A 15936-nucleotide genomic window follows, 5' to 3' on the forward strand; every position below is an offset into this window, starting at 1 on the left:
GAGAGATGTTTCGAAGCGGCACGAACCAGGGAGAGAGTGCGGCGAGCGCGGTCGCTCTGGCGCCATTTGTGGCGGAGCGAAGACGGCTCACCCCACGACCTTGTCCAATGTGATCGGCAAATCCCGAATACGTTTGCCGGTGGCGTGATAGACCGCGTTGGCGATCGCCGCGGCGACACCGACGATGCCGATCTCACCGACACCCTTGATGCCCATCTTGTTGATGATGCGATCCTCCTCGTCGACGAAGATCACCTTGATGTCGTGAACATCGGCATTCACCGGCATGTGATACTCGGCGATGTTGGCGTTCATGATGCGCCCGAACCGCTGGTCGATCTGGGCTTCCTCGTGCAACGCCATGCCGATCCCCATGACGACCCCGCCCATGATCTGGCTCGAAGCCGTCTTGGTGTTGAGGATGCGCCCGGCGGCGACAGCATTGACGATTCGCGTCACCCTGACGACGCCGAGCTCCTCGTCGACCTTCACCTCGGCGAAAACGGCCGAATGCGTGTTGTGCGCGTGCTTGTCGTCGTCCTCGAACTCCGAGCCGCGCTCCTTTTCGATCCGGTCCATGCCGCCATGGCGCATGACCTCGGCCATCGGCACCGAACGACTACGATCTGCGATGGCAACGATCGCGCCATCCGCGAGCGTCACCTCGTCAGCCCCAAGCCCCTGCAACGGCGAGCCCGGGATGGTGTGCGCGATCTTCAAAAGCTCCGACCGGATATCATCGGCGGCGTTGACGATCGCATGCGAGATCGAGGCTGCGGTCCACGAACCTCCCTCCACCGGCGCCTTCGGCAGCGTGGAGTCGCCCAGCTTCACATTGATGCTGTCGAGGGGAACGCCGAGCATGTCGGCGGCGACCTGCGCCATGATCGTGTAGGTGCCGGTGCCGATGTCGGAGGTCGCGCTCGACACCTCGACGTGACCGTTTGCCGTCATCACGATCCGCGTTGCGAACGGCATCTGCAAGGCCTCCCAGGCGCCACTCGCCATGCCCCAGCCGACGAGTTCTCGGCCGTCACGCATCGATCGCGGCTCCAGATTGCGCTTCGACCAGCCGAACGCCTCAGCGCCCTGCTGATAGCACTCCTTCAGCCGCTTGCTGGAGAACGGCAGATCCTTGTCCTGATCCCGATCGGAATAGCAGCGCAGGCGCAATTCGAGCGGATCCATCTTGAGCGCGACTGCGAGCTCGTCCATCGCGCATTCGAGACCGTAGACGCCACTGGTGGCGCCGGGCGCGCGCATGTCGCCGGGCGTCGGCACATCGAGCCTGGCGAGCCGATGCGTCGCGCGGGAATTGGCGGAGGTGTACAGCACCTCGCCCCAGCCGATGTCGTTGCGCGAGAACGCCTCGTGCTGCGAGGTCATTGCAATGGCCTCGTGCGTCAGCGCCGCCAGCGTGCCGTCCTCACGGGCACCGAGCGCCAGCCGCTCGATCGTCGCCGGACGATAGCACAAGCCATACATCTGGGCACGGCTGAGCACGACGCGCACCGCGCGCTTCAGCTTCAGCGCCGCCATGGCGGCGAGCACCACCTGGTATTGCGGCCGCAGGCCGGAGCCGAACGCGCCGCCGACGAATGGCGACATCACCTGGACGTCGTCCTCCTTCAATCGGAAAACGCTGCAGACATAGCGCTGCACGTTCTGAACGCCCTGGGTCTTGTCGTAGACCACGAGCTTGCCGCCCTCACGCCAGAGCACCGTCGACGCGTAGAGCTCCATCGGGTTGTGATATTCGATCGGCACGCCATAGTCCGCGTCGTGACGCACGGCTGCGCCGGCGAGCGCCCTTGTCGCGTCGCCGCGTGGCTTGACCGGCTTGTCGACCTTGAACGCCTGCTCGCGCAGCGCATGCAGATCCGTCGCGAAGCTCTCGACCTCATAGTCGATCTCGACCAGCGTTGCGGCGAAGCGTGCGGTGTCCTCGTCCTCGGCCACGACCAGCGCGACCGGCTGGTAGTTGAAATGCACTCTGTCATCGTAGAGCGGGCGATAGGGCGAGCCGTCCTCCGGCGCGACCTCGTCGCGATAGTCGTCATCCTTGTCCGCCATCCTGACCCGGTTGGCGTGAGTCAGCACGTCGATGACGCCGTCGACCGCCAGCGCGCGGCTGGTATCGATGCGCACGATCCGCCCCCGCGGAATGGTGGAACTGACCACGACGCCGAAGGCGAGATCGGGCGCGGTGAACTCGGCGGCATATTTGGCGGCACCGGTGACCTTGGCGCGGCCGTCGACGCGGGAGGTGGCAGTGCCGATGTGAGCTGTCATGACGTCACCGGATGGTCTTGATGGCTTGGATCTGCGGGGTTGCGTTCGCGGCCTGGGTCAGCGTGCGGACGATCGCGCGACGCGCGAGCGGGATCTTGAACGCATTGTGCCCGGAGCTTTTGGCTTCCTTGAGCAGGATGTCCGCGGCACGGCCGAACGCCTGGGGATCCGGCGCCTGCCCGCGCAGCGTGTCCTCGGCAGCCTGGTTGCGCCACGGCTTGTGGGCGACGCCACCGAGCGCCAATCGTGCTTCGCGGATCTGGCTGCCGTCGAGATCGAGCGCAGCGGCGACCGAGACCAGTACGAAGGCATAGGACAGCCGGTCGCGGATCTTCAGATAGCTGTGGTGCGACGCGAAGCCTTGCGGCGGCAACTCGATCGCGGTGATGATCTCGTCGGCACGCAGCGTGTTGTCGAGATCCGGCCGGTCGCCGGGCAGCCGGTGGAAATCGGCGAAGGCGATGAGGCGCTCGCCCGAGGCCCCGGTAACATGCACCGTGGCGCCGAGCGCGGCCAGCGCGACGCACATGTCGGAGGGATGGGTCGCGATGCAGTCGGCGCTGGTGCCGAGGATGGCGTGGCCTCGGTGGAGGCCATCGATGGCCGAGCAGCCGGCGCCGGGTGTGCGCTTGTTGCAGGGCGTGGCGACATCGTAGAAATAGGCGCAACGTGTCCGCTGCAGCAGGTTGCCGCCGGTCGAGGCCATGTTGCGGAGCTGTGCCGAGGCGCCGGCGAGGATCGCGCTCGCCAGCAGCGGATAGCGGCTCTCGATGACCGGGTGATAGGCCAGCGTGCTGTTCGGCACCAGCGCGCCGATCCTGACGCCGCCGGCGCTCGTCTCCTCCACCTTCGTCAACGGCAGGCGGCTGATGTCGATCAGCTGACGCGGCTGCTCGACGTGATACTTCATCAGGTCGATCAGGTTGGTGCCGCCGGCGATGAACCTGGCTTCCGGTACCGCCGCCTTGAGCTTGACGGCCTCGGCGACATCGCTCGCGCGGGCATAGTCGAAATTGTTCATCGTCCTCCTCCCATCGCCTGTTCGATGGCGCCGACGATGTTCGGATAGGCGCCGCAACGGCAGATGTTGCCGCTCATCAGCTCGCGGATCTCCTCCTTCGTCTTCGCCCTGCCCTCGGCGATCAGGCCGGCCGCCGAGCAGATCTGGCCCGGCGTGCAATAGCCGCATTGGAAGGCGTCGTGATCGATGAAGGCCTGCTGCAGCGGGTGCAGCTCATCGCCCTTGGCGAGTCCCTCGATGGTCGTGATCTCGGCGCCGTCCTTCATGACCGCGAGCGTCAGGCAGGAGAGCTCGCGGCGGCCGTCGATCAGCACGGTGCAGGCGCCGCACTGGCCGTGATCACAGCCCTTCTTGGTGCCGGTGAGATCGAGATGGTTGCGCAGGAGATCGAGCAGCGTGGTCCAGGGCGCCACCGGCAAAGTACGCAATTCGCCGTTGATCTGAAGCGTGACGGACAGAGGCGCAGGCCTGGAAAGGGGTAAGGCATTCTCGCGCGACGCGCTCATGCGGGGTCTCCATTGACGGACCCGCATCAACCCGCGATGGCGCCAATGGTTCGCAACAATTTTTCAGCAGCGGCCAGCGGGACTTGCCCAGGCCAGCACGTGCAAAGGGCGGACGGTGCAACCGCCTGGTCGGTCGCGTCGCCGTCCGGCTCAAGCGGCGCGGCCGAGCCACGCCCGCATTTTCTCCGCCAGGCTGCGGCGGCGCGGTCCGTCCTGCGCCTCGTCATCGACGGCGGCCGCATCCTCAGGCGGCATGGCCTCAGCGCCGGGATCAAGCCCGTCCTCACTTTGGCGGCTCACATCGGCATCCGGCGCGACCGGGGTGGGCAGCAGCGACTTGATCGCGGCGGCGACCGCTTCGATGCGCTCGAGGTCGGCGGGCTCGCGTTCCATCGCTACGGGTTCGGCCGGCAGCGGGGCTAGGTCCGCCTCCACCCGCATAGCCGTCGTCTCCAAGACGATCGGTTCGGATTGATCGAGGCCGGGCGCCGCAGCCGCAAACACGGCTTCGGCTGGCTGCTCGCCCTGCACGTCGATCGCGAGGTCGGCGATCTCCGGCGCCGGGGCGGGCTGCTCTACGATCCGGCTGCGGCGCTTCCTGGCCGTTGCAGGCTTTGCCGCGAGCGCCGCCGTCTCCACCGCGGGCTTCTCGACCGGCTTCTTGTCAGCGGCGGTCTTCGCCGCCACCTCGGGCGCGGACTTCGCTTTGGTCTTGCGGATCAGGCCTGCCAGCGCGTAGGGCCCGACGGTCTCCAGGAAGGTCTTCTCATGGTCGCGCGACAGCCGCCCCACTGCCGCATCGAGCGGCAGCCAGTCGACGGCGCGGACATCGTCCATCAGCGGCTGCGACGGCTCGCCGGCCGCTTCCATGCGCCAGTAGTGCACGACCTTGGAACGCGTGCCCGTGTCGTAGACCAGGGTGCCGAGGAATTCATGCACGGTGACCTTGTGGCCGGTCTCCTCCAGCACCTCGCGCTTGGCGGCGTCGCGGGGCGTCTCGCCGTCGTCGAGCTTGCCTTTCGGCAGCACCCATTCGTCACGCTTGCGCAGGCGCACGACCGCGATGCGCGGCGGCTGTTCCCGCCGCAGCACGATGCCACCTGCCGCCATGATCGGCGCTCTCGCCATCGCCTCTCCCGAGCCGCAACGACCGCAACTCCCGCGGTCTGATTCGTCAGTTGAACGCTCCGATATAGGACTGCGCAACGACGAAATCGAGATTGCGCAGGCAGGGACCCGACATTCATCCGGCGGCGACGCGCCTGCGCCACAGTGGCTGGCCGGCGCGAATGCGGGCGCCCTCCGTGACATTGGGACAGAACGTGAAGTCGCCCGGCGCGAGCAGGATGATGGTCGAGCCGTGCTCGAACCAGCCGAGCTCGTCGCCCTTGTGCACATTGTTGTGACAGGGGTAGGCGAGCGGCCGCTCGGTCTGCGCGTTCAATACGCGGTCGAGCGCATGCAGGCGGATGCTCGCGACCAGGATCGCCGCCACCGGCACGATCGTGAACGGCTCGCCCGAGGCGAGATGCGTGCGGATCACGGCGCGCTCGTTCTTGCAGAACAGCCGCTCGACCCGCTTCAGCGCGATCGGATTGACGTTCCAGACGTCGCCATGGATCAGGCTGACATGCTCGAGCGTCATGTCGTACGGCGCATGGAAGCGGTGATACATGCTCGACGTGAGACGCAAGGTGACGAAGCAGCCGTTGCGGTGGGTGTCGACCACGGCGGGATCGGCGACGAGCTCACGCAATGAATAGGGTGCGCCCTTGATCTGATAGAGCTCGCCGTCACGGATCAGACCGTGCGCGCCGATGATACCGTCCGACGGGCTGGTGACGATGGCAGGATCGGGATCGAACGGCCGCAGGCCGGGCTTCAGCTCGCGCGTGAAGCAGGCGTGCAGGCTCTTGAAGCGGTTCTCCTTGGCCTCGGAGAGATCGAGGTCGGAGAACAGCTTCCACAGCGCGATCGAGGCGTCGCGGACCAGCGGATTCTCGATCTTGGAGAACCAGCCCATGAAGCGGGTCAGCGCGGCGCGCGGCACGCGGTTGGTGAGCAGGAAGTTGAGGTCTTCCTGTTGGGTGACGGAGGCGATCAGGCTTTTGACTGTCATGAATCTGTCAGCAGGAGTGGTTAGCGCTTTTGGACATGATGGAAAACTCGATTCCTTATGTATCGCTCGCCGTTGGCGCTGCCGTGACGGCCGCCATGGCCCCGAAGGTCAAGGCCCGCATCGAGCTGTCGCGCGCCAAGCACCGCTCGCTGGCAGGCCATTCCAAGATGTCGCGCCGGATCTCCAGGCTGATCCCGCGCTATGAGTTCGAGATCGACGACTTCTTCCGCTCCGACGGCGCGCCGCAGGCGATCGCCACGAAGCGCCAGGACGGCTTCTTCCGACTCGGCGCGTTGTTCCAGGAGAGGTTCGCCAAGAGCCGCGCGCTGACGGCGGAGGCCGCGAGCCGCATCTCCGACCTGCAGTTCACCCAGAGCTACCGGGTCCCCTTCCAGTACAGCCGTCTGGTCAAGGAGCAGCTCGGCGCCGGCTCGTTCATGCAGGCCTCGTCGGGCGTCACCCTGACCGATCTCGACGGCAATCAGTTCTACGACCTCACCGGCTCCTACGGAGTCAACATCTTCGGCTACGATTTCTACAAGGAGTGCATCGCAGCCGCCGAGCGGCGCGCGAGCGCGCTCGGCCCGGTGCTCGGGCTCTATCACCCGGTCGTGGCCGACAATGTGAAGCGCCTGACCGAGCTGTCCGGCATGGACGAGGTCTCGTTCCACATGTCCGGCACCGAGGCGGTGATGCAGGCGGTGCGGCTCGCGCGCTACCACACCGGTCGCAGCCATCTGGTGCGTTTCGCCGGCGCCTATCATGGCTGGTGGGGCGACGTGCAGCCCGGCGTCGGCAATCCGATTGCGCCGCACGAGACCTACACGCTCGCCGAAATGTCCGAGCGAACCCTGCATGTCCTGCGTACCCGCCGCGACATCGCCTGCGTGCTGGTCAATCCGCTGCAGGCGCTGCATCCGAACGGCAACGCGCCTGGCGATTCCGCGCTGGTCGATTCCTCGCGCAAGGGGAAGTACGACCGCGAGGCCTACACCGCCTGGCTGAAGCAGCTGCGCGAGGTGTGCAGCGAGCGCGGCATCGTGCTGCTGTTCGACGAGGTCTTCCTCGGCTTCCGGCTCGCTCCGGGCGGCGCACAGGAGTATTTCGGCATCACAGCCGACATGGTCACCTACGGCAAGAGCCTCGGCGGCGGACTGCCGATCGGCGTCGTCTGCGGCAAGCGCGAATTGATGCGCCGCTTCCGCGACGACCGCCCGGCCGACATCTGCTTCGCGCGCGGCACCTTCAACTCGCATCCTTACGTGATGGCGGCAATGGACGAGTTCCTGAGCCGGCTCGACAGCCCGAACTTCCGCGCCATCTATGACGGGCTGGACGAGACCTGGAACGGCCGTGCCGCGCAGCTCAACGCGGAGCTCACCGCCAAGGAGCTGCCGGTGCGCGTCTCCAATCTGCAGTCGATCTGGCTGGTCGAGTACACCGTGCCGTCGCGCTACAATTGGATGCTGCAATACTATCTGCGCGCCGAGGGCCTGGCGCTGAGCTGGGTCGGCACCGGCCGCTTCATCTTCAGCCTGAATTACACCGACGCCGATTTCGCCGAGGTGACCAGGCGCTTCGTCTCGGCGGCCGAGAAGATGAAGCAGGACGGCTGGTGGTGGAACGACGGCACGCTCACCAACAAGGCGATCAAGCGCCAGATCCTGAAGGAGATGCTCGGCGCCGCGTTCGGGCGCTGAGGCCAGCGCCTCCCCCGCTTGCGAGGGAGGTCGGCGGGCTCGCAGAGCCCGACGGGTGGGGGCCGCGGCACGACGCACTCTCACGATCAGCGGAGCAAGCCTGCCCCCTCCCCGACCCTCCCCCGCAAGCGGGAGAGGGGGCGCACTGCCCTTGCCGCGACAGCCTGCGTTCAACATCGACAGCCCCCACAAACACCGATGCCCGGGACCGGCCCGGGCATCGCGCAACTCTGACGCGTCGGTCCGATCAGGCGTGCTGCTCCTCGAGGGTCTCGCCCATCAGATGCAGGCCCGGATCGATCAGCTCGCCGCGCAGCAGCGCCAGTGGCGCCGAGCGGTACTGCATGAAGTCGTTGAACGGGTCGGTGATGATCTTGGTCATCCAGACGAGGCCGGTCTCGACGTCGCGGATGAAGAACAAATGGATGGTGCGGAACAGCAGGCCGCCGATGCCGATCACGAGCCAGAGCTTGGCGGTTTCGCGGACGAACTCCATCGCCGTGGTCCAGGGCGGCAGCAGGCCGAACAGGGTCGGCTGCAGATACAGCACCACGGGGGCCGCGGCCCAGATCGACATCAGCACGACCTTGCGCTGCAGATTGTAGCCGACCTTGATCTCTTCCTTGTGCTCGTGGGTCGCCTGGTTGACGTGGTCGTAGCCCTTCGGCTCGAAGAAGAAGTGGCCCGCCTGGCGCGAGGTCATCGACACCAGCCAGCCGATCAGCGCCGAGACCAGCGGATCGAACACCATCATCACGTAGGCGATCATGAAGCTGAGCGCGCTGACAAAGTGCAGGCTCTGATTGATACGGCTGTGATGATAGTAGCGATGGTCGTCCCAGCGCTGGATCCGCAGCTGCTCCAGGAAATGCTTGATCATGGTTGCTCCGAAGAATGAGTTGCAGGTCGTGTACAGGGATTCGGTGTAGATGGTGTGACATCATCAAGATGTCACACGATCGGACGCAGTGAAACGTTTTGGACTACGGAGAACGCCGCAGCGGCGGTAGACGGTGGCCGCGGCTTCAAGCCGCGGCAGCACGCTCCAGCTTGCGGAAACGGACCAGCGAGAAATGGCCGAGCGGCGGGATCAGCCGGCGCTCGACCAGCTCCATGCGCTGCGCTCCGGCGAGCCAGCGCATGTAGCGCGACCAGCCGAATTCGGCGGTGCGGAAGCCGAGGCGGCGCACGACCGGCTGCAACGCCTGCTCGATCACGCGGCGCATGCCGGCATCGGCGCTGACGCGGGTCAGGATGATCAATTCGCCGCCCGGGCGCAGGACGCGGGCGAACTCATCGAGCGCGACCTCCGGGTTCGGCACCGCGGTGACGACATATTGCGCCATCACGACGTCGAACGAATCGTCGGGGAAATCGAGCTGCTCCGCGTCCATCACCGCAAGCCCCTCGACGTTCTTCAGCCGCTGGTCGGCGACGCGGCGCATCGCCTTGCCGAGCATCGCCTCGGAGATGTCGGTGCCGAACACGCGCACATGCGGAGCATAGAGCGGCAGCGAAATGCCGGTGCCGACACCGACCTCGAGCACGCGGCCGCCGAGCTTGTTGGTGGCCGATATCGCGGCCTGGCGGCCCTTCTCGAACACGCCGCCGAACACGAGGTCGTAGATCGGCGCCCAGCGGTCATAGGCCTGCTCGACCTGCTCGCGATCGAAGTCGAGCTCCCGCGCGCCGCCGAGCTTCATGGTTTCTGCCATCGTTACATCTCACTTGGTTTGGAATTGATCGAGTGACGCAAGATCCGCCGTCAGCTGCGCACCGCGCTCTGGCCGGCCAGCACCGGGGTCGGTCGCACGACGCGGGACGGCTGCAGCACGGCGAGATTGCCGATGAACTGGCGCGCGCTGTTCTCCCAGGAGCGGTCGAGCGCGAACGCCCGGCAGGTCTCGCGCGACATCGTCAGCGCCTTCAGGCACGCCGCGCGCAGATCCCAGTCGATCGCCCCGATCGGATGGTCGGCGATGACGTCGAGCGGACCGGTCACGGGGAAGGCCGCGACCGGCGTGCCGCACGCCAGCGACTCCAGCTGCACCACGCCGAACGTATCGGTCAGGCTGGGAAACACGAAGACATCGGCGGCCGCCATGTGCGCGGTCAGGTCCTTGCCGGTCTTCTCGCCGAGGAAATGCGCGGTGGGGAAGCGACGCTCGAGCTCCGCCTTCTGCGGACCGTTGCCGATCACGACCTTCGAGCCCGGCAGGTCCAGCGACAGGAACGCCTCGAGGTTCTTCTCGACCGCGACACGGCCGACGGTCATGAACACCGGGCGCGGCAAATCGAGCGTGACCGGCTCATCCGGATTGAACAGTTTCGTATCGACGCCGCGGGTCCAGAAACCCAGCTTCTTGAAGCCGCGCGACGCGAGGTCCTGCTTCAGCGAATTGGTCGCCACCATGGTCATCGCGGCCGCATCGTGGAAGCGGCGCATCACCCAGTAGCCGACGGCATCGGGAATGCCGGTGCGCACCGAGACATACTCAGGGAAGCGCGTCGTGTAGGACGTCGTGAACGGCAGGCCGTGGCGCAGGCAGTAGCGGCGCACCGCCCAGCCGATCGTGCCTTCGGTGGCGATATGGATCGCATCCGGTGCTGCGGCCTCGATGCGGCGGGCGATCTCGCGGCCGTTGGTCACGGCGAGCCGCAGGCCCGGATAGGTCGGCACGCCGAACGACGGAAAGCCTTCCGGTGTGAGGAAGGTGATGTCGGCGCCGAGGCCTGTGGCCGCGCGCGCCAGCGAGGTGAGCGTGCGCACCACGCCGTTGACCTGCGGGTGCCAAGCGTCGGTTGCGATTAAGATCCGCATAAGGCGATCCGGAAAGTTGCAGCGATTCTGAACAGCCGCAAATTCCGACATTGTTATTTCAGGCGTGTGACGTCATCGAACTGTCGAAGGGTCTTTTTGCCCGCAACTGCTGTTTTCCCCGCGATCCGTGGCCGTCTCGTGCGGGCGCTGTCGTGAAACCGTCATGAAACAAACGGTTAAGCCGACGAAACCGTTTTGCGTGCAGCGCGCAAACGCAACGAAACTTTTCTCCCCTATGAGTTGCAGCATCGGGCGTGGATCAATGCGCCGCAAAGAATGATGACAGGCAACTGATTTTGACGACGCCGGCCGAGACAAGCACGGCGCGCAACAAGCGATCAAACGAGGGGACGTCCATGGTCACGCCGGGCATAGTGCATTCGTCATCCCGCATTCTCTTTGGTGTACTCGTCGCATCCGCAATCGTGGCGGCGACGCCGACGCAGGCGGCACCTCCCGCGCCGCTCCCCTTCCCGTTCCTGCTGCCGCCGCCGATGGGGGCCTATGAGCCGCCGGCGACGGCGCCGCAACTGATCACACCGCGCGAGGACGAGGCGACCGCCTATGAGTTGCCGGCGCGGCTGCGCCGCCAGGTCGTGAGCTATTCGACTCGCGAGGCGCCGGGCACGGTCGTGATCGATACGCCTAACAAGTACCTCTACTACGTGCTCGGCAGCGGCCAGGCAATGCGCTACGGCATCGGCGTCGGCCGCGACGGCTTCACCTGGTCGGGCGTGCAGTCGGTGACCAGGAAGGCGGAATGGCCGGACTGGACGCCGCCGCCGGAGATGATCGCACGCCAGCCATATCTGCCGCGTCACATGGCCGGCGGTCCCGGCAATCCGCTCGGCGCCCGCGCGATGTATCTCGGCGGCACCGTCTACCGCATCCACGGCACCAACGCGCCGGAGACGATCGGCACCCATGTGTCGTCGGGCTGCATCCGCCTGACCAACCAGGACGTGATCGACCTCTATTCCCGCGTCAGCGTCGGCGCCAAGGTGATCGTGCTGCCGATGGAGCGCCGCGCCGATCTCGGCCGCATGACACGCTAGCCCGCGCCGCTCGTTCCTTCCTCCGGATCCTCCCTGACTGGACCGCCGAGGCCCAAAAGCCGCGGCGGTCATTTCTTTGCGCGCATGTCGGCGTTCACCATCACGGCCGATTGATGATGATCCGCGTCACGGGCTGCCCTGGCGCGCCTCCGTCCGGCCCTGTAAGCTCGGCAATCTTGTATTAACCGCGATCTCGCCGCTTCCGGCATGGGCCGGCGTGGCAGCTGGAGTCCGTGGATCCGACATGAACCTTCCGACACCGCGACCGGATTGGCAGAGCAGGCCGCATCCGCTCGCCCCGAGAACGCAGCCTCCGCCGCGGCGCTCGCCGCCCCGGCTGCGGCTGATCCTGATCGGCGCCGCCGGCCTTGCCGCCATCGTGCTGGTCGGCATCATCATCGTGGAGGTGTTTCTGTTCTCGGGCAGCACGCCGGCGCCGCAGCTGACCCAACTGCCGCCGCTGCCGCCGGCCACGCGCAATTCGATCATCATGACGCCGGTCTCGATCTCGCTCGGCGCGATTCGCGACGCCGCCGAAAAGGCCACGCCGCGCAATTTCGCCGGCAAGGCCGACAATCCCGTCAACCAGATCCTGCAGAATGCCGACATCGGCTGGACCGTCACCCGCGGCGCCATCGCCGCCACCGGCACCCAGGACACTCTGTCGCTGGCGACGCCGCTCTCGGGCCGGCTGAACGTCACCGGATCGCTGTCCGCCAAAGCAACCGGCGCGCTCGGCGACGCCATCGGCGGCCTGCTCGGCTCGGATGCGGCCAAGCAGATCGGCGGCATCAACATCAAGAATCTGAACGCCACCGCCGACATCAAGGGCAACGTGCTGATCGCGATGCGGCCGCGGCTGGCCGCCGCCTGGTATGTCGAGCCGAACTTCACCGCCCAGGTCAATCTCGGCGACACCGCGCTGACCGTCGCCGGCGCCCGCGTCAACGTGCCCGCGCAGATGAAGCCGGTCATCGACAAGACCGTCAACGACCAGCTCAGCGCGCTCAGCGACAGGCTGCGCAAGGACCCGACCGTGCGGCGCGTGGCGCAGGCGCAGTGGGCCCGCGCCTGCCGCTCGGTGCCGCTTCAGGGCACCACGCCGGGACTGCCCGCGGTCTGGCTCGAGATCAAGCCGACACGGGCGCTGGCCGCGCAGCCCGCGATCGATGCCAACGCCGTCAGCGTCACCATGGGAATCGAAGCGGAGACCCGGGTCACGGCCGCCGAGACCAAGCCGGAGTGTCCGTTCCCGGACAAGATCACGATCATTCCACCCACCGCCGGCGCCATCAACGTCGCGGTTCCGATCGACGTCCCGTTCACCGAGCTCAGCAAGCTCGTCGACTCGCAGCTCGCCGGGCGGACGTTCCCCGAGGACGGCTCCGGCCCGGTCGCGGTCACGGTGAAGCACGCGACCGTCGTGCCCTCGGGCAACCGGCTGCTGATCTCGCTGCAGGTGAAGGGCAAGGAGAAGGAGAGCTTCTTCGGCCTCGGCGCCGACGCGACCGTGCACATCTGGGGACGCCCCATGGTCGATCAGGCGCAGCAGATCCTGCGGCTGTCGGACCTGCAGCTCGCCGTCGAATCCGACGCGGCGTTCGGCCTGCTCGGCGCCGCCGCGCGCGCCGTGGTGCCGCATCTGCAGCGCGCGCTGCTGGAACGTTCGGTGGTCGATCTCAAGCCTTTCGCCGACAACGTCCGCGACAAGATCGCGACCGCGGTCGCCGAGCTGCAGAAGAACGAGAACGGCATCCGCGTCGATACCGACATCAACAACCTCGCTTTGACCGACATCGCCTTCGACGCCACCGTGCTGCGCGTGATCGCCTCGGCGGAGGGCACGATGTCGGTCCGAGTCAATACGTTGCCGGGACTGTGACGGGCCGTTTCGGAACGCCGCATCCCGGCGCTGCGGGCGTTCGGATCGTGCAACGACCGGCAACGATTCAATCGGGCCTGACCTGGTCTGCGGCCACTCACGAATGTCCGCACCGTTTCCGGTAACCCGATGCAGCCGCATCGCGCGAGCGTGCTGCGGCCCCGAGGCCATACGTTTCGCGAGGCTTGACGCGCCCTCACGGAAGCCGCAACACGGCGCAGAGAGATGTTGTCGGGCCTTGTCCGCGCGCCCGTCGCAGGAAACATTCCGTAACAAAATTCTTCGCAAAACGCCGCGATTCTAGGTCACTTGTCGGTATGGCCCAGACACAACCCCACATTCTTGTCGTCGAAGACGACCGCGAGACGCGGACGCTGATCGCGAAATATCTGCGCAACAATGCCTGCAACGTGACCACCGCGACCGACGGCCGCGAGATGACCCGCATCATGGGCGATCACCGTGTCGATCTCCTGATCCTCGACGTCATGCTGCCCGGCGAGGACGGCCTGACCTTGTGCCGCAAGCTGCGCGCGGAATCGCAGGTGCCGATCATCATGCTCACCGCGCGCGGCGAGGACGTCGACCGCATCCTCGGATTGGAGATGGGCGCCGACGACTATCTGCCAAAGCCGTTCAATCCGCGCGAGCTGCTCGCCCGCATCAACGCGGTGCTGCGCCGGCAGGCGGCCGCGATGACGGCGAGCGCAACCGAAGGCGCGACCGCGCTGAGCTTCCTCGGCTGGACGATCGACTTCCGGCTGCGCGAACTACGCAATCCCGAAGGCGCGCGCGTCGCGATGACGAGCGCCGAGTTCGATCTGCTCCGCACCTTCTGCGAGCGGCCGGGCCGCGTGCTGTCGCGCGACAGCCTGCTCGACCTGACGCAGGGCCGCAGCGCCGGCTCGTTCGAGCGCTCGATCGACGTGCTGGTCAGCCGCATCCGCCGCAAGATCGAGCCGGACCCGCAGGAAGCCACCATGATCAAGACCGTGCGCTCCGGCGGCTACATGTTCACGCCCGTCGTCGAGGTGGTGACCGGCCCGCAAAGCCATTGACCGGCCGGATCGAATGGCGATGTCATGATGTCGTTCGGCTTTCTCAACCTCAAGGGAATCCGCGGCCAGATCACGGCGCTGGTGGCCATTTCGATCGTGGCGCTCCATGCCATCATCACGGCGACGTTCCTGATCTATCGCGCCGAGCAGCCCGACCCCGAAAACGAAGTCGGGCCGTTTCAGCTCGCGACCGCCATCCGCATTCTTGGACGCGCGCCCGCTGCCGAACGGCCTCGACTGATCTCCGACATTGCCCGCGCCTATCCCGAGTTCGAGCTCAAGCCTCACGCGGGACCTCTGCCGGGTGATTCCGGCCGCCGGCGCGAGCCGGCCGGCCCCGATGTCGAGGCCGGGACCGGTGGCGACGAGCGCCGCCCGGTCCCTCCTGAGCTCACCGACGGACGGCCTCACGGTCCGGGCGGCTTTCGTGGCCTTGGCCCAGGCTATCGCATCTTCATGCCGCCGCCCGGCTCCCAGACGCATACCGTCATCTTCGCCCTTCCTGATGGCAACATGGTCTCCGCCCGAATGGCCGACCGGCCGCACCGGCCACCGTTCTGGGGCGCCCCCTGGCTGACGACGATCATGTTCGCGCTGATCAGCACGACACTGCTCGGCTTGTGGGCGGCCCGCGCGCTGACCTCACCGCTGTCGAGCTTCGCCAAGGCTGCCGAAAGCTTCAGCCTCGATGGCGATGCCACTGCCCTGCCCGAGCGCGGACCGGAAGAGATCCGGTCGCTGGCGCGCGCCCTGAACCGGATGCGCCAACGCATCACGGCGCTGATGAACGACCGGACCAAGATGCTGGCGGCCATCAGCCACGATCTGCGGACACCGCTGACCCGCATGCGGTTGCGCTGTGAGTTCGTCGAGGACGAGCTGCAGCGCAATCGCATGCTCGCCGATCTCGATCAGATGCATGCGATGCTGGGCTCGGTGCTGTCATTCCTGCGCAACGGCCGCAAGCTCGAGCCGATGACGCTGGTCGATATCGCGAGCATCCTGCAGCTCGTGGCTGACCAGTTCGCCGATGTCGGCCACAATGTCACTTACATCGGCCCGGCGCACGCGATGGCGACGGTGCGGCCCGACGATCTGATGCGCTCGGTCACCAACTTGGTCGAGAACGCCGTGAAGTACGGCAAGGAAACCGTGATCAGACTGTCGGCGTCGGGGAAGTGCCTGACGATCGACGTGGAGGATGACGGACCGGGGATCGCCGATGCGCGCAAGCCCGACATGCTGGAGCCGTTCGTGCGCGGCGACGATGCCCGCAACATGGACGAGGCCACCGGGTTCGGCCTGGGCCTCTCGATCGCGAAGGCGATCGTCCAGGCGCATGGCGGCGAGCTGTCATTGCACGATCGCAAGCCGCGCGGGCTGATCGCCCGCATCGAGCTGCCGCTCGGCCAGACCACCTTGCGCCCCGCAGCATGACGCGCGAACGCGCCAGGACGGATCCGGGCGCGCCGCGATCGAGAC

The 15936-nt window shown here is 66.6% G+C and carries 13 protein-coding genes; 5 read left to right on the plus strand and 8 right to left on the minus strand.

The annotated features are described in order from the left end of the window. Positions 1-87: 87 nt before the first annotated feature. From ACQR1F_RS12340 to asd, 5 genes are all read right to left on the minus strand, one after another. Positions 88-2292 carry a xanthine dehydrogenase family protein molybdopterin-binding subunit gene (locus ACQR1F_RS12340; RefSeq protein ID WP_434913110.1) on the minus strand — a complete coding sequence of 735 codons (2205 nt, stop codon included), beginning with the start codon at positions 2290-2292 and terminating at the stop codon, positions 88-90. A gap of 4 nt (positions 2293-2296) precedes the next feature. After that, complete coding sequence (locus tag ACQR1F_RS12345; RefSeq protein WP_434913111.1) at positions 2297-3313, minus strand: FAD binding domain-containing protein; 1017 nt, start codon at positions 3311-3313, stop codon at positions 2297-2299. After that, entirely contained in the window at positions 3310-3819 is a 510-nt protein-coding gene (locus ACQR1F_RS12350; protein WP_434913112.1) for a (2Fe-2S)-binding protein, read from the minus strand. The genes ACQR1F_RS12345 and ACQR1F_RS12350 overlap by 4 nt, the downstream gene beginning before the upstream one ends. Before the next feature lie 150 nt (positions 3820-3969). After that, on the minus strand, positions 3970-4947 hold the full coding sequence (locus tag ACQR1F_RS12355) for an NUDIX hydrolase (protein WP_434913113.1): 978 nt from the start codon (positions 4945-4947) through the stop codon (positions 3970-3972). A 115-nt stretch (positions 4948-5062) separates the two neighbouring features. Beyond that, on the minus strand, positions 5063-5938 hold the full coding sequence (gene asd / locus ACQR1F_RS12360) for an archaetidylserine decarboxylase (protein WP_434913114.1): 876 nt from the start codon (positions 5936-5938) through the stop codon (positions 5063-5065). A gap of 35 nt (positions 5939-5973) precedes the next feature. On the opposite strand from asd, the gene ACQR1F_RS12365 reads away from it, so the two are divergent. Then, complete coding sequence (locus ACQR1F_RS12365; RefSeq protein ID WP_434913153.1) at positions 5974-7638, plus strand: aminotransferase class III-fold pyridoxal phosphate-dependent enzyme; 1665 nt, start codon at positions 5974-5976, stop codon at positions 7636-7638. A gap of 247 nt (positions 7639-7885) precedes the next feature. Here the strand turns inward: ACQR1F_RS12365 and ACQR1F_RS12370 are convergent, their stop codons facing one another. The 3 genes from ACQR1F_RS12370 to ACQR1F_RS12380 all read right to left on the minus strand — a co-directional run bounded on the left by ACQR1F_RS12370 (position 7886) and on the right by ACQR1F_RS12380 (position 10459). Further along, positions 7886-8518 (minus strand): hypothetical protein, encoded by a 633-nt coding sequence (locus ACQR1F_RS12370; RefSeq protein ID WP_315804384.1) that lies wholly within the window; start codon positions 8516-8518, stop codon positions 7886-7888. Between the two features lie 145 nt (positions 8519-8663). Then, a complete protein-coding gene (locus ACQR1F_RS12375; RefSeq protein WP_434913115.1) occupies positions 8664-9353 on the minus strand; it encodes a class I SAM-dependent methyltransferase in 690 nt (229 codons plus the stop codon). A gap of 50 nt (positions 9354-9403) precedes the next feature. Then, the gene (locus ACQR1F_RS12380) at positions 9404-10459 is read right to left on the minus strand and encodes a glycosyltransferase family 4 protein (protein WP_315804382.1); all 1056 of its coding nucleotides are present in this window, start codon (positions 10457-10459) and stop codon (positions 9404-9406) included. Between the two features lie 356 nt (positions 10460-10815). Between ACQR1F_RS12380 and ACQR1F_RS12385 the strand changes: the two genes are divergently transcribed. The 4 genes from ACQR1F_RS12385 (at position 10816) to ACQR1F_RS12400 (ending at position 15891) form a co-directional block, all read left to right on the plus strand. Next, positions 10816-11514, plus strand: a complete 699-nt coding sequence (locus ACQR1F_RS12385) for a L,D-transpeptidase (protein WP_434913116.1) — start codon at positions 10816-10818, stop codon at positions 11512-11514. Positions 11515-11758: 244 nt separating this feature from the next. Beyond that, entirely contained in the window at positions 11759-13396 is a 1638-nt protein-coding gene (locus ACQR1F_RS12390; protein WP_315804380.1) for a DUF4403 family protein, read from the plus strand. A 317-nt stretch (positions 13397-13713) separates the two neighbouring features. Then, complete coding sequence (locus ACQR1F_RS12395; RefSeq protein ID WP_315717811.1) at positions 13714-14454, plus strand: response regulator; 741 nt, start codon at positions 13714-13716, stop codon at positions 14452-14454. A 24-nt stretch (positions 14455-14478) separates the two neighbouring features. Next, a complete protein-coding gene (locus ACQR1F_RS12400; protein ID WP_434913117.1) occupies positions 14479-15891 on the plus strand; it encodes an ATP-binding protein in 1413 nt (470 codons plus the stop codon). Positions 15892-15936: the final 45 nt, after the last annotated feature.

The organism is Bradyrhizobium sp. HKCCYLS3013 (assembly GCF_051167615.1).
Lineage (GTDB): Bacteria > Pseudomonadota > Alphaproteobacteria > Rhizobiales > Xanthobacteraceae > Bradyrhizobium.

Excerpts from the sequence above, each read along its gene's own strand:
- ACQR1F_RS12340 (WP_434913110.1), bottom strand. The coding sequence starts at position 2,292 with ATGACAGCTCACATCGGCACTGCCACCTCCCGCGTCGACGGCCGCGCC.
- ACQR1F_RS12345 (WP_434913111.1), bottom strand. The coding sequence starts at position 3,313 with ATGAACAATTTCGACTATGCCCGCGCGAGCGATGTCGCCGAGGCCGTC.
- ACQR1F_RS12350 (WP_434913112.1), bottom strand. The coding sequence starts at position 3,819 with ATGAGCGCGTCGCGCGAGAATGCCTTACCCCTTTCCAGGCCTGCGCCT.
- ACQR1F_RS12355 (WP_434913113.1), bottom strand. The coding sequence starts at position 4,947 with ATGGCGAGAGCGCCGATCATGGCGGCAGGTGGCATCGTGCTGCGGCGG.
- asd (WP_434913114.1), bottom strand. The coding sequence starts at position 5,938 with ATGACAGTCAAAAGCCTGATCGCCTCCGTCACCCAACAGGAAGACCTC.
- ACQR1F_RS12365 (WP_434913153.1), top strand. The coding sequence starts at position 5,974 with ATGATGGAAAACTCGATTCCTTATGTATCGCTCGCCGTTGGCGCTGCC.
- ACQR1F_RS12370 (WP_315804384.1), bottom strand. The coding sequence starts at position 8,518 with ATGATCAAGCATTTCCTGGAGCAGCTGCGGATCCAGCGCTGGGACGAC.
- ACQR1F_RS12375 (WP_434913115.1), bottom strand. The coding sequence starts at position 9,353 with ATGGCAGAAACCATGAAGCTCGGCGGCGCGCGGGAGCTCGACTTCGAT.
- ACQR1F_RS12380 (WP_315804382.1), bottom strand. The coding sequence starts at position 10,459 with ATGCGGATCTTAATCGCAACCGACGCTTGGCACCCGCAGGTCAACGGC.
- ACQR1F_RS12385 (WP_434913116.1), top strand. The coding sequence starts at position 10,816 with ATGGTCACGCCGGGCATAGTGCATTCGTCATCCCGCATTCTCTTTGGT.
- ACQR1F_RS12390 (WP_315804380.1), top strand. The coding sequence starts at position 11,759 with ATGAACCTTCCGACACCGCGACCGGATTGGCAGAGCAGGCCGCATCCG.
- ACQR1F_RS12395 (WP_315717811.1), top strand. The coding sequence starts at position 13,714 with ATGGCCCAGACACAACCCCACATTCTTGTCGTCGAAGACGACCGCGAG.
- ACQR1F_RS12400 (WP_434913117.1), top strand. The coding sequence starts at position 14,479 with ATGATGTCGTTCGGCTTTCTCAACCTCAAGGGAATCCGCGGCCAGATC.